This is a genomic window from Paraburkholderia fungorum (genome assembly GCF_046027605.1).
Classification (GTDB): domain Bacteria; phylum Pseudomonadota; class Gammaproteobacteria; order Burkholderiales; family Burkholderiaceae; genus Paraburkholderia; species Paraburkholderia fungorum_F.
In genome coordinates, this window is the sequence record NZ_JAQQEF010000026.1 from 20,357 (window position 1) to 33,426 (window position 13,070).

Consider the following 13,070-nt stretch of genomic DNA (forward strand, 5'->3'; position numbering starts at 1 on the left):
GTTCTAATTAATCCACGATTACTAATGACGCTGTTCAAGCATTGCTTTTCAGCCGAGTTGGATCGGCGCGACTGTTGCGGTTCGCAGTGGGCGGCTCCAGCGAATGATGACGGCCTGCGGTGTCTCAGCGCAAGCTGGCCGTTCGGCCGATTGTCTTGCCTTCGCGGCGGCGGCATGATCGGCGGCTTGCCTTCACTTCGCATTCCTATGGTCTATTTTCTTAGCCGCCTGAGCTGGTTGTTCTTCAATGTCGGCGTGCCTGTCTTTGCGCCAATTGCGTTACTTCCTCTGTTGAATTTTTCGCGCTATTACCGGCACGTGGCGCAGAGCATTACGCGGCGATCCATTGAGGATGGCCAGCTTTTCTGGGTCGTCATTTCGATGTGTGCGAGCGCGTGCTACGAGATCGGTTGCGCCTTGAGCGGAGCGCCGACGCACAGCACGTTAGCGCTCATGTTGGCGGCACTTCTCTGGCACGTGCTCTTATTCGTTTACCTAACTAATTTGAGTGTGCTGCGCTATACTTTTTACCCCTAGTCTCACAAGGAGATTCAACATGCCCAATTTGATCGACCGGCTCATCGGAGACGACGCATTCCGCGATCGCTTCATCCTCTTTCTTTACCCGTTCACGATCATCGGCGGAATCATTTCGGTTACTTGCAGTCTGCTCGCGCGCCATTACCGCCAGGCAGCGCAGGCAGATCGCCGGGCGGAACTGCTGGATCGCCCACTCCCGCGCCCGCAAAAAACAAAGCCCGCAACACGTGCGGGCTTTGCATTTTCAAACTGACAACACACTAAAGCGTTCAGACCACCCCAGCTCCATGCGCCTGCAGATCGGCGTGGTAGCTCGAGCGAACCATTGCGCCTACCGCTGCGTGCGTGAAGCCCATCTTGTACGCTTCTTCTTCGTACATCTTGAACGTGTCCGGATGCACATACGAGCGCACCGGCAGATGGTGTTCCGACGGTTGCAGGTACTGGCCGATCGTCAGCATGTCCACGTTGTGCTCGCGCAGATCGCGCATCACTTGCAGGATTTCTTCCTCGGTTTCGCCAAGACCGACCATCAGGCCCGACTTGGTCGCGACGTCCGGATGCAGCGCCTTGAAGTCCTTCAGCAGCTTCAGCGAATGCGCGTAGTCTGAACCGGGGCGCGCTTCCTTATACAAACGCGGCACCGTTTCGAGGTTGTGGTTCATGACATCGGGTGGGGCTGCGTTCAGAATGCCGATCGCGCGATCCAGGCGTCCGCGGAAGTCCGGCGTCAGAATTTCGATGCGTGTTTCCGGCGACAGCTCGCGCGTCTGGCGGATGCATTCCACGAAGTGAGCAGCGCCACCGTCACGCAAATCGTCACGATCGACGCTCGTGATCACCACGTACTTCAACTTCAGCGCGGCGATGGTGCGCGCCAGGTTGCCCGGCTCATCGACGTCGAGCGGATCGGGGCGGCCGTGGCCGACGTCGCAGAACGGGCAACGGCGCGTGCACTTGTCGCCCATGATCATGAACGTCGCGGTGCCCTTGCCGAAGCATTCGCCGATGTTCGGGCAGCTCGCTTCCTCGCACACTGTGTGCAGGTTGTGCTCGCGCAAGATCTGCTTGATTTCGTAGAAGCGCGAATTGCCGGTGGCCGCTTTGACGCGGATCCAGTCCGGCTTTTTCAGCTTTTCGATCGGGACGATCTTGATCGGGATACGGGCGGTTTTGGCTTGCGCTTTCTGCTTCGCGGTGGCGTCGTAGGCAGCGGCGGAAGCCGGCACGGCATCAGAAGCGGGGGAAGCTGCGAGGTTCGCGGTAACGTCAGTCATTCGTTCGATCCAGTCAGGCGGTGAGAGCACCGGCCTGCGGTTGGGCGACGGCCGCGGGACTGCCGTCGAGGTTTGCGGTGAGGCGTGTTGCAAAGGTACGGGCCACGTCGTCCCAGCCGGCGGTAACGCCCAGCGTTGCCATATCGACTGTTTCGAGCCCCGCGTAGCCGCATGGGTTGATGGCCAGAAACGGCCGCAAGTCCATGTTCACATTCAGGCTCACGCCGTGATAGCTGCAGCCGTTGCGGATTTTCAGACCCAGCGCGGCGATCTTGGCGCCGGCATGCAGCCCGGCGTGCGGCCCGGGCGCCACGTAGATGCCAGGGGCGCCCGCCTTGCGTTCTCCGGCGAGATTATACGCCGCGAGGGTGTCGATCACGGCCTGCTCGATCCGCGTGACCATCTCGCGCACCATCAGCTTGCGGCGGCGCAGGTCCAGCAGCAGGTAGGCAACCACCTGTCCGGGCCCGTGGTACGTAATCTGGCCGCCCCGGTCGACCTTGACGAGCGGAATGCCGCTATCGACGGCCAATAGATGCGCCGGGTCGCCGGCCTGGCCGAGCGTGAAGACGGGGGGGTGTTCGACCAGCCAGATTTCGTCAGGTGTATCGGCGAGGCGCGCGTCGGTGAACGCGCGCATTGCTTCGAAACTGGCTTCGTAGGGTTCGCTGCCAAGCCAGCGCAGCGTAAGCGGCGACGTGGCGGACAAGGGAGACGGGGAAACCGGGGTGGCGCACATGGTGCCGACAGTTTACCGAAATCTGGGAATCCCCGCCGGAGCTGGCTTCGCCATCGCGCACCCGCGTCGCTACGGCTTCCCACCAGAGCATTGCTTTGTTGCAGCGTGACCCCGGCCAGGCATCCTTCCAATGCCACGCCGTTCCGCCCGAAGCCCCGCTCTCATCTTCTGCGCCTTTCAACTGCGCTCATCGGCAGCACGGCGGCGCCTGCTGCATTCACACCGTCCGCCAGCCTCCACGCATCCGGGCCGCCAACCGTTCGCCGACCCGCGCGAACCAGTTCAGCGCACGTTCGTCGCAGCGCGTCGGCACGGAAAACGCGACCTTCGCCCGGGTGCTGCCTTCCGCGCTCAACCACAGGCGTTCGCCGCGCCGCAACCGCAGCGTGTGGCCGGGCTGCAGCCAGTAGTCTTCCGTGTCGTCGCTGCGCGTGACCCACACCGCGCCGCCATGTACAACGAGCTTGGTGCTGCGTGCTACCTTCATGGGAATGGTTTCGCCGCTGCGGATTTCAAAAGCGATACTAGAGGAAATTTCTCGCATGATGCCCTCGCCAAAGTTCGTTTCATGACTACAATCCTAGGTGCAGCAAGGGTTTACGCAAAACGATCTATTTTCACCTCTATGTGAGAAATATTGCGATGGACCTCCGGCAACTCCCCCCGTTGAATGCGATCAAGGCGTTTGAAGCCGCCGCCCGCCACGAGAGCTTCTCGCGCGCCGCTGACGAGCTGTTCGTCACGCACGGCGCCGTCAGCCATCAGATTCGCGCGCTGGAAGCGGAGTTGGGCATCACGCTGTTTGCCCGCGACGGCAAGCGCGTACGGCTGACGGACACCGGGCGCCGCTATGCCACGCGCGTGCGCACCGCGCTCATGGCGCTCGCCGACGCGACCCGTGAAGTCCGCGCCGGCGACCGTGAGCGGCGGCTGGTCGTTTCGATGCTGTCGTCGTTTGCAGCGCGTTGGGTGACGCCACGTATCGGCAGCTTTATCGAGGCGCACCCCCAATGGGACCTCGAATTGCTGTCCACCAACGCACTAACGGACTTCGCACGCGACGACGTCGACGTGGCGATCCGCTTTGGCTACGGCAAATATTCGGGGCTGCACGCGGAATTGCTGCTGGAGGAGATTTTCTTTCCGGCCTGCGCGCCGGATTTCAACGGCGGCAAGCTGCCGCAAACTCCAGCCGAGCTGGCTAAAGCCCCGCTGCTGCGCTCGGACGACGAGCTCTGGCGCCCATGGTTCGACGCCGCGGGGCTCGCCGACTGGCCGGAGCCCAAGCGCGGCGTGTTGTATCAGGATTCGTCGAATCTGCTGCAGGCGGCCATCGACGGCCAGGGGATCGCGCTCACGCGCCGTTCGCTGGCGATGCACGAGATCGCAGCAGGCCGCCTTGTGCGGCTATTCGACGTGGATGGGCCGAGCCCGTGGCAGTACTACTTCATTTGCCCGCCGCAGATGCTCGAAACCGCGCGGGTCAAGGCGTTCCGCGATTGGGTATTTGAGGAAGTGGGCCGATTCAAACAGCTTTTCGAGCGGGCTTGCGAGGCGGGGCCCGCAGCACGCGCTGGCTTCGCGGCGAACGCATTGCGCGTCACGCCTTGATACGAGACCTCATTCGCACGGCCTGCAATGCGGGCGGGCGCCACGGTCAAGTAAAGCCGGCGCCTGCCAGAGCAGCACTTTAGAGCACCACCTTCACCATCGGATGGCCTGTGAGCGCGCGATAGATATCGTCGAGCTGCACCTGGCTGGTGGCGCGCACCGTGACCGTCAAACCGGTGTAATTGCCCCCGCTGGACGGCCGCGTTTCCACGCGATCGGGGTCGACTTCGTTATCGAACTGCCGAACCACCGTGACAATTGTCTCGGCGAACTCGGGATGCGACTTGCCCATGATCTTGATGGGAAAGTCGCACGGAAACTCAAGCAATGATTCTTTCGCGGGATTCACTTTCCACTCCTTGCTGCGCCTCTTGCGCTTCCCTGGCCTTGGCACGCTGATAGGCTGCGTACAACGCCGCAAACACCGCGCCCGGCTTGCCCTCTCCGACCGGCTGGCCATCTAGCTGCGTGACCGGCAGCACTTCCTTGGTCGCGGAACTGACGAGAATCTCGTCGGCGGCGCGCAGTTCGGCTTCGGCGATCTCGCGCGCTTCGAAACGGATGCCGCATTCGCTCGTCAGTTCTTCGATCAGACCGTAGCGGATCCCTTCGAGAATCTTGTGGCTGCGTGGCGGCGCGTACAACACGCCGTCCTTCGCCATCCAGATATTCGACGATGAACCTTCGGTCAGCATGCCGTCGCGAAACTGGATCGTCTCGAACGCATCGTTTTCGGCCGCGTATTGCGCCATCAGCACATTACCGAGCAGCGACACCGACTTAATGTCGCAATTGAGCCAGCGGCGATCTTCAGCGGTGACACAGCGCACGCCCTGCGCGCGCTGTGCCGCGTCCGGCAGGTTCAGCGGCGTGACCATCACGAACACGGTCGGCTGGACGCCGGCCGGAAACGCGTGGCCGCGCTTCGCCACGCCCCGCGTGATCTGAACGTAGGCAATCGCATCCTGATCGGCGCGCAGCCCGGCGTCCGCTTCATTGGCCGCGACCACGCGCTCGATCAGCTCGCGCCAGCCGGCGTCGTCGAACGGATTGACGATACCGATCTTGTCCAGCGAACGCGCGAGGCGCGCCAGATGATGCCGGAAGCGAAACGCGGTCCGGCCGCCGCCCGCTTGCGAATACAACGGCGCGACTTCGTAGATCCCGTCGCCGAAAATAAAGCCGCGATCGAGAACCGGCACGCGCGCTTCGGACAAGGGCACCAACTCGCCGTTCAGATAAACAATCGGGTCGAGCGAAACATCGGAAACAGCCGTCATCGCAATTGGACTCTTACTTTTTCTTGTTGAACATGAGCATCAGCGAATCCCACACGCGGCCGACCACGCCGGCTTGCGGCACCGCTTGCAACGCGACCACCGGGAACTGCGCGACCACCTTGCCGTCGGCCACCAGCTTCACCGTGCCGACCTGCTGACCGTTGGCAATCGGTGCGATCAGCGGATCGATCTGCTCGATTTGCGGCTTGACCTTGTCACCCATGCCCTTCGGCACGGTGATGTACTGGTCGCTCTTCACACCGATCTGCACGGTGTCTTGCGAACCCTTGTAGACGCGCGGCGTGCCCACCACCTGATTCGCCTTGTACAGACGCACCGTGTCATAGGCGGTGTAGCCGTAGTTCAGCATCTTCAGGCCGTCCTGCACGCGATCGTGTTCCTTGGTCTCGCCCATCATCACCGCGACGAGACGGCGCGAGGCGTCGGTCGTGCCCGGCAGCGGACGTTTCGCGCTGGCGATCAGGCAGTAGCCGGCGGCTTGCGTGTGACCGGTCTTCAGGCCGTCCACCGTCGGATCGATCCACAGCAGACGGTTGCGGTTCGGCTGCTTGATCTTGTTGTACGTGAATTCCTTGACCGCGAAGATGTTGTAGTAGTCAGGGAAGTCACGGATCAGACGCGCCGACAGCACCGCGAGGTCGCCCGCCGTGGTGTAGTGCTGCGGGTCAGGCATGCCGTTCACGTCGGCGAAATGCGTGTGCTTCATGCCGAGGCGCTGCGCTTCGGTGTTCATCATGTTGACGAACAGCGCCTCGCTGCCGCCCACCAGTTCGGCCAGCGCGATCGCCGCGTCGTTACCCGACTGGATGATCATGCCGTACACCAGATCGTGCACGGTGACCGGCTTGTTCGCTTCGATGAACATGCGCGATTCGTCGGTGCCCACGCGGCGCACCGCTTCGCTCGGCATCACCGTCTGGTCCATCGTGATCTTCTTCGTCTGCAGTGCTTCGAAGACGAGGTACGCGGTCATCAGCTTGGTCAGCGAGGCCGGTTCAGCGCGTTCGTCGGCATTGCCCGAGGCAAGCACCTGATTGCTGGTGGCGTCGACGAGCACCCACGAGCGCGCGTTCACCGCGGGCGGCGGCACTTGCGCAAACGCGGTGCTGGCCACGAGCGTTGCCGGCAGCACGATGCCGAGGGTCACGGCACGGCTCAGCGTAGGGGGAACGAAAGAAAAAACTGACGGGAATGACGTGCGGCCGGAGGTGGAGAAACGCATAGGGTCGATTCGTGCGGAAAGATACATCGCGCGCAGGGCGCATAGTTTGGAGGAGCCGGTCGGCGAGCGTCAGGCCGTAAAAACGGCGCGGCGCCCATTGGACTTCCGGCCACGCGATCGGTTCGCGCAGCACGCCTCGCATCCGGCACCGCAGCGCGCGAGCAAGAAGCTACGCGTCGCGCGAACTGCCGGGTGGGTAATGCTGCGCCCAAAAAAGAGCGCCCATTATACGCGCGCTATCCTGGTATCTTTGAGCAAAGGGCGGCGATTAATTTGCGTTTTCACGCACCTGTACCCCGGAAAACACGCGCGGCGCGCCCCGCGCACGTGCCACGTGTGCTCCGCGTTTGCTCATCAACGCCACGCGTCGACGATGATCCGCTTCAGGACGTGCAGCTTGCGATGCAGAAAATGCTCTGCCCCCGGAATCACCACAACCGGCAGTTCCTGCGGCCGGGCCCAATCGTAAACCGACTGAATGGGAACGGTGTCATCGGTTTCGCCGTGAATCACGAGCGTGTTTTCCGGCACCGGCGCGACTTCCCAACGGCTTGCCGCCGTGCCGACGAACACGATCCGTTCGATCGCCTGGCCTTCTTCGCGCAGCTTCGCGGCCACGTGCGACAACACAAAGGTGCCGAACGAAAAACCCGCCAGCACGAGGGGCAGTTCGCCCTGCCCGGGTTGCGCGCGCATGTGATCGAGCACGGCCCGCAAATCATCGCGCTCGCCGATGCCGGCGTCATGCTCGCCTTGCGTTTCGCCGACACCCCGAAAATTCGAGCGGTAGGTCACGTAGTTCAGCTGCACGAGCGTGCGCGCGAGCGTCTGCGCGACCTTGTTGTCCATCGTGCCGCCGAATAGCGGATGCGGATGCGCGACCAGCGCGATGCCGCGCGGCGCGGCACCGTTCTCGCGCATGTCGTCGGGCAGATCCAGCGCGACTTCGATCTGGCCGACCGGCCCGTCGATCAGATACTTCCTGGTATGTACGTTCATGGCGAGGCTTATTGTTCGATTTTCAGACGCTCGACGATTTTCCCGTTCACAAGATGCGAATCGACAATTTCATCGATGTCGCTTTCGTCGACGTACGTGTACCAGACGCCTTCGGGATAAACGACCAGCGTAGGTCCGAGTTCGCAGCGATCCAGACAGCCGGCCTTGTTGATGCGCACCTGGCCGGGACCGGCGAGGCCCAGTTTCTTCACGCGCTTTTTCGCGTGCTCCTGCATCTCCTGCGCGTTGCAGTTCGCGCAACTCGGACGTTCCGCGCCGGGCTCGCGCTGATTGAGGCAGAAGAAGACGTGGTACTTGTAGAAGGAGTCCATGGTGTCCGGAGGCGAAACTGTAAGAGTAGGAAATGGCGCTGGGAGCGTCGCCGCGCGCATGTTGTCCGGACGATTATAGCGAGCGGGGCTGGCGCTCGCTCCTCCATCACGCGCGCTTCACGCGGCGCTTGAGCCACGCCTGTTCGACGAGATAGGCGAACCACACTAGCGCCGCATACGGCCAGATCCACGCAATCCAGTGCGCGAGCCCATTGAAGTGCAGATACCGGCCCTGGCGCCAGTCGGCCAGCACGGCGTCGAAATACGGATTGACCGGCAGCAGATTGACGAACACCAGTGCGACCGTGAGCGCGCAGGCCGCCAGCGCCGCACGCGACCTGCGCCGCAGCCGCAATGCCAGCAGTGCCGCGGCCGTGCCGCACACGAGCCCTGCCAGCGCACCGGGCGTCGCCCAATCGAACGCAAGACCGGATTGCGATTGCAGGAACGTTGCGCCCGCCTTAACGCACAAGGTCGTGACGATGAACACGATCAACAGACGTACGAGCGGCGCATGGCGGCGCACCGGCAGCGAAGCCAGCGCCAGTGCGGCGAACAGGTTGAGCGTGGTAATGAGGGTTTCCCAGACGTCGTCCGGCAGCCAGGCGGCAACCAGTGCCGGCCACGCGCCGACGTGCCAGGATGGCGGCGTCCATGCGAGCAACGCGTCTTGCGTCGTGGAATCGAAACGCAGCCACAGCTCGCGTGGCCAGTTGCCGAGACCGAAAAGGCGCGGCGCCGGATACATCGTCGCGAACGGCCACAAGGCGACGAGGCACGCGAGCGCTGCCGCGTCGCGCTCGAACCAAAGCAGCCGCAAGCGCCGCAGCAAACCGCGGTCAAGCAGCGCGCCGGTGGCCGGCGACACGACCGCCGCGCCGAGCAGCGCGCCGAGCGCATTGGCGGCCAGGTCGAGGTTGGAGGCAATGCGCGTCGGCAAATAGGTTTGCACCGCCTCCATCACGCCCGACAGCAATCCGCCGAGCACGAAGGCCAACGCGACCGCCAGCGTGCCGCGCCAGCGCGGATACACGGCGAGCACCACCAGCGCGCCGAACGGCATATAGCCGAGCACATTGGTGACGACGTCGAATGCCGTCAGGTATTGCGGCATGGGATCGGACAGATAGGCGAACGGACCGAGGCCGAGCGAACGCCAGCCGGTAAAGGGATACCAGGAACCGTAGACGATCAGCGCCGCATACAGCACCAGCGCGCGCCGGGCGAGCGCCGAAGGCCGACGCTGCCACGGTTTAACAACGCTCATGCAGCGCTCCGTTGCGTGCGCTGCATGCCGGTCATTGCGCGGCGACCAGCGCCTGCACGCCGAGCCACGCGCTGATCTGCGAGACGAGGTCATCGCTGGCGGTAGCAAGCGCTTGCGCCCCGCCGGCGGCGTCCGCCGAACTGGACGGCGCACGCGCGATAAACGTGCGCTGGCCGAGCACCTTGCCGTTTTGCGTCAACGTGGCGCGCGCGGTGATCGCGGCGTGGCTTTCCGACTGGCTGTCGAAGACCTGTTCGAACTCGCTCAGATCGACCTTCAGCACCGGGGCGCGCACGCCGTCGGCGCCCGTCAGCACGGTACCGCGCGAACTCAGTGCGCTGCGCAGCCGCTGTGTCAATAACTGCGACGGCGCCATGGTCCAGTGGCTGTTCGCGTACGACGCCGTCTGCTGCGCATCCGCGTAGCTCAGGCGGTAAATCAGCTTGTCGGACTCGAGCGTGTCGGGCGCGCTGACGTCGAGCACCTTCACCGCCGGCTGCGTGCCGGCCGAGGCGGCCGGATTCGGCGGCCCGAAGTCATAGCGGATGTCCGAGAGTGCCGCGGGGTTGCCTGCGCAGCCGGCAGCCAGCACGCCGAACGCGAGCAGCATCGCGAGCGCGGCACTCGAGAACGACAATCGGTGAGTCAAGCGTGACATGTCAATCTTCCTTTCTTCAAACCTTCAAATCATTTCATTTAGCGACGGGCGTAGCCGCGGGTGCAGCAGCCGGCGCAGCAGCACGCGCGGCGGGCCACGCGAAGCCCGCTTCGCCTGGCCCGGGCGACGCGCCCGGCGCACCGAAGAACACGCTGCGCGGATTGTTGCTGAACGTATCAGCGGCGCGGTCCACCGAACGGGCCGCCGAGCGCACGTCTTCTGCGAGCGAATTGACGCGCGGCAACGTGTCGTACCCCACGCGCGCCGACAACTCCTGGATCGAACTGTCCATCGACGCCAGCGCATCACCCGCTTGCTGCGCCGCCGTCCCGACCTTGTTCAGGTTCATCTCGAACGGTCCGTCCGGGCGGTTCAGACTGGTGATCAACTGATTGGTCGACGCCAGCGTGCGATCCAGCTGGTTGATCGTGGCGGGCAGCTTGCCGGCAGCCGGCGCCATCTGCTGGGTCAGGGTGGCGATGCCGTCGGCGGCTTTCTGGATGCTCGCCGCCGTGCCATGCAACTGGCTGACCATTTCCGGCGACAACAAAGTGTCGACGTCGCCGGCGACTTTTTCGAGCTTGCGCAGCAAGATGTCGCCGCGCTGCTGCAACTGATCGAGCAAGCCCGGCCGCATGGGCAATTGCGCAACTTCTTTCGCTGACGATGCGAGCGGCCTTTGATCGCGCCCATTGTCATCCAGCTGGATGAAGGCGATACCCGTCACGCCCTGGAACCCGAGGCTGCCGAACGTGGAGTGCGTAATCGGCGCGTGTGTGTCGACGAGGATGCGGATCAGAATCTGCCCGGGATGATCCCGATCGAATTTGATCGACTGCACCTTGCCGACGTCGAGCCCGCGATAGCGCACCGCCGCGTCGGTGTACAGGCCGGTCACGTTGGTGCGCGCAATCAGATCGTACGGCACCCGCACGGAACGGTCGACGTTGAACAAAAAAGCCGCCACCGCGATGGCAACCAGCAAGGCCACCGTGAAGATCCCTGCCCAGAAGGCATGTGATTTGTTTTCCATTGTCAGGTTCCCTGGTTCACAGCGGCAATTCGGACGATGCCGATGCGAGCGCCGCGCGCGGCAATTTCGCGCGGCGTTCCGGCGGCAGCGCCTGCAGCGCGCGACGCCCGCGCAGGCCGAGGAAATATTCGCGGATGAAAGGATGATCGACGCCCGCCGCCTCTTCGACCGGCGCAGCGACCAGCACCTGGCGATCCGCCAGCACGGCGACGCGGGTGGACAGCGCGATCATCGTATCGAGATCGTGCGTGACCATCACCACCGTCAAGCCGAGCGCGCGATGCAGGGCGGAGATCAGTTCGACGAATTCGTCGGACGCCTGCGGATCGAGCCCGGCGGTCGGTTCGTCGAGAAACAGCAGCTCGGGTTCGAGCGCGATGGCGCGGGCGATGCCCACGCGCTTGATCATGCCGCCCGAGAGCGCCGACGGCATCTTCGACGCGTGCTTGCACGGCAAGCCGACCATCTCGAGCTTGAGCATCACGATGTCGCGCAGCAAATCCTCCGGCACCTTGCCGAGTTCGCGCAACGGCTGCGCGATGTTGTCGAACACCGAGAGCGACGAGAACAGCGCACCGCGCTGAAACAGCATCCCCGAACGGCTGCGCATGAGCAGCGCGGTTTCAGGCGAAATGGTGGCAATGTTCTCGCCGAACAGCTTGATGGTTCCCGACGACGGCCGCTCCAACCCGAGAATCTGCCGCACCAGCGTGGTCTTGCCCGAACCCGATCCGCCGACGATCGAAACGATCTCGCCGCGCCGCACGTCGAAGTTCAGATGCTGGTGCACGATGTTGCGACCGTAGCGCTTGGTGATGTCGATTACTTCGATCACCGGTTCGGCGATCTCGGGCACCGGTTGGCCGCGTACGGCCTGGGTGAGTGGCGCGATCATCCGAGCCCCACGTTCTGGAAGAGGATCGCGAACACCGCGTCCGCGAGAATCACGATGGTGATCGACGTCACCACCGAAGTCGTCGTGCCCTCGCCGAGACTCTGCGAATTGGCCTTGATACGGAAACCGAAGTGACAGCCGACGATCGCGATCAGCATGCCGAACGCGACGCCCTTGCCGAGGCCGATCCAGAGATTGGCGACCGGCACGACGCCCGGCAACGCGCGCGCGAAGTAGCTCATGTCGATGCCGAGCACGATCTTCGCGGCGAGCGCGCCGCCCGTCAGCGCGATGATATTGGTCCACATGACGAGAAGCGGCATGGCCACGCCGAGCGCGACCACGCGCGGCAGAATCAGCCGCAGCCCATGCGGGATGCCCATCACGCGCATGGCGTCGAGTTCTTCGGTGACACGCATCACGCCGATTTGCGCGGTAATCGCCGAGCCCGAGCGGCCCGCCACCAGAATCGCCGACAGAACCGGTCCCAGTTCGCGAATCACCGACAGCCCAAGAATATTGACGATGTACTGGTTGGCGCCAAAAAGCCGCAGCTGCTGCGCCGACAGATAACTCAGCACAATGCCGATCAGGAACGCGACCAGGGCGGTGATCGGCAGCGCCCTGGTGCCGGCGTTATAGATGTTCGCGGAGATTTCGGTCCATGGCGTGATCTTCGGTTTGCGCAGGATCGCGAGGAGATCGATCACGACCTGCCCGAGCATGCCGAATCCGCCGTACAGGTGCTCGAAAAACGAGAAGATCCCGAGGCCCAGTCGGGTGAACGGATCGAACTTGACGACCGGTTCGGCCTTTTCACGCACCGTGTCGAGCAGCGCGATGCGCTCGAAAATGTCGCGTTGCGTATCGGTGAGCGTGGTGTCCGGCGGCATTTTGTGGCCCCACACGCGCCACAGTGCCTGGCCACCGACGTGGTCCATCCGATCGATACGCGACAGGTCCCACTGGCGGATGCCTTCGGCACCGATCAACGAGCGCAACAGCGGAATCACGTGGCCGGCGGCCTTGTCGCGGGCGAGCGCGAGCGCCGTCCACTGGCCCGAAAGCCGGACGATCTTGCCTTGGCTGCCTGCCGCGACTTCAAGGCCGGGCGGAGTGTCGTAGTTCAAGGATCGCGAGAACCTGGTGATCGGATTGGGGCCATTGTAACGAAGGCGCGGCGGATGAACCGTGCT

Annotated in this window: 16 protein-coding genes; 3 read left to right on the top strand and 13 right to left on the bottom strand. The window is 63.6% G+C overall.

The features are described 5' to 3' along the window. Positions 1–24 precede the first annotated feature (24 nt). Entirely contained in the window at positions 25–537 is a 513-nt protein-coding gene (locus PQR53_RS30880) for a hypothetical protein (protein ID WP_408462728.1), read from the top strand. 19 nt (positions 538–556) lie between these two features. Further along, positions 557–793, top strand: a complete 237-nt coding sequence (locus PQR53_RS30885; protein WP_408462731.1) for a hypothetical protein — start codon at positions 557–559, stop codon at positions 791–793. Positions 794–809: 16 nt separating this feature from the next. Here the strand turns inward: PQR53_RS30885 and lipA are convergent, their stop codons facing one another. The 3 genes from lipA to PQR53_RS30900 form a co-directional block, all read right to left on the bottom strand. After that, positions 810–1,817: a lipoyl synthase gene (lipA, locus tag PQR53_RS30890; RefSeq protein WP_408462734.1), complete on the bottom strand. Its 1,008-nt coding sequence runs from the start codon at positions 1,815–1,817 to the stop codon at positions 810–812. 13 nt (positions 1,818–1,830) lie between these two features. Then, a complete protein-coding gene (gene lipB / locus PQR53_RS30895; RefSeq protein ID WP_408462737.1) occupies positions 1,831–2,556 on the bottom strand; it encodes a lipoyl(octanoyl) transferase LipB in 726 nt (241 codons plus the stop codon). 217 nt (positions 2,557–2,773) lie between these two features. Next, positions 2,774–3,100 carry a DUF2917 domain-containing protein gene (locus PQR53_RS30900; protein WP_408462740.1) on the bottom strand — a complete coding sequence of 109 codons (327 nt, stop codon included), beginning with the start codon at positions 3,098–3,100 and terminating at the stop codon, positions 2,774–2,776. Positions 3,101–3,198: 98 nt separating this feature from the next. Between PQR53_RS30900 and PQR53_RS30905 the strand changes: the two genes are divergently transcribed. Continuing rightward, positions 3,199–4,167: a transcriptional regulator GcvA gene (locus tag PQR53_RS30905; RefSeq protein ID WP_408462743.1), complete on the top strand. Its 969-nt coding sequence runs from the start codon at positions 3,199–3,201 to the stop codon at positions 4,165–4,167. A gap of 79 nt (positions 4,168–4,246) precedes the next feature. Here PQR53_RS30905 and PQR53_RS30910 read toward each other — a convergent pair whose 3' ends face one another. The 10 genes from PQR53_RS30910 to PQR53_RS30955 all read right to left on the bottom strand — a co-directional run bounded on the left by PQR53_RS30910 (position 4,247) and on the right by PQR53_RS30955 (position 13,004). Continuing rightward, positions 4,247–4,516, bottom strand: a complete 270-nt coding sequence (locus PQR53_RS30910) for a DUF493 family protein (RefSeq protein ID WP_408462746.1) — start codon at positions 4,514–4,516, stop codon at positions 4,247–4,249. Then, the gene (locus PQR53_RS30915) at positions 4,488–5,447 is read right to left on the bottom strand and encodes a D-amino acid aminotransferase (protein ID WP_408462749.1); all 960 of its coding nucleotides are present in this window, start codon (positions 5,445–5,447) and stop codon (positions 4,488–4,490) included. The genes PQR53_RS30910 and PQR53_RS30915 overlap by 29 nt, the downstream gene beginning before the upstream one ends. A gap of 13 nt (positions 5,448–5,460) precedes the next feature. Beyond that, entirely contained in the window at positions 5,461–6,690 is a 1,230-nt protein-coding gene (locus PQR53_RS30920; protein ID WP_408462752.1) for a D-alanyl-D-alanine carboxypeptidase family protein, read from the bottom strand. A 354-nt stretch (positions 6,691–7,044) separates the two neighbouring features. Then, a complete protein-coding gene (locus tag PQR53_RS30925; RefSeq protein WP_408462755.1) occupies positions 7,045–7,689 on the bottom strand; it encodes an alpha/beta hydrolase in 645 nt (214 codons plus the stop codon). A gap of 8 nt (positions 7,690–7,697) precedes the next feature. Continuing rightward, positions 7,698–8,021: a (2Fe-2S) ferredoxin domain-containing protein gene (locus tag PQR53_RS30930; protein ID WP_408462757.1), complete on the bottom strand. Its 324-nt coding sequence runs from the start codon at positions 8,019–8,021 to the stop codon at positions 7,698–7,700. A 106-nt stretch (positions 8,022–8,127) separates the two neighbouring features. Further along, the gene (locus PQR53_RS30935; protein ID WP_408462760.1) at positions 8,128–9,288 is read right to left on the bottom strand and encodes a VanZ family protein; all 1,161 of its coding nucleotides are present in this window, start codon (positions 9,286–9,288) and stop codon (positions 8,128–8,130) included. 31 nt (positions 9,289–9,319) lie between these two features. Next, positions 9,320–9,946, bottom strand: a complete 627-nt coding sequence (locus PQR53_RS30940; RefSeq protein ID WP_408462763.1) for an ABC-type transport auxiliary lipoprotein family protein — start codon at positions 9,944–9,946, stop codon at positions 9,320–9,322. Between the two features lie 34 nt (positions 9,947–9,980). Continuing rightward, a complete protein-coding gene (locus PQR53_RS30945) occupies positions 9,981–10,979 on the bottom strand; it encodes an MlaD family protein (RefSeq protein ID WP_408462766.1) in 999 nt (332 codons plus the stop codon). A gap of 16 nt (positions 10,980–10,995) precedes the next feature. Continuing rightward, positions 10,996–11,874 carry an ABC transporter ATP-binding protein gene (locus PQR53_RS30950; RefSeq protein ID WP_408462769.1) on the bottom strand — a complete coding sequence of 293 codons (879 nt, stop codon included), beginning with the start codon at positions 11,872–11,874 and terminating at the stop codon, positions 10,996–10,998. Then, positions 11,871–13,004: an MlaE family ABC transporter permease gene (locus PQR53_RS30955; protein ID WP_408462772.1), complete on the bottom strand. Its 1,134-nt coding sequence runs from the start codon at positions 13,002–13,004 to the stop codon at positions 11,871–11,873. The genes PQR53_RS30950 and PQR53_RS30955 overlap by 4 nt, the downstream gene beginning before the upstream one ends. Between the last annotated feature and the right edge of the window lie 66 nt (positions 13,005–13,070).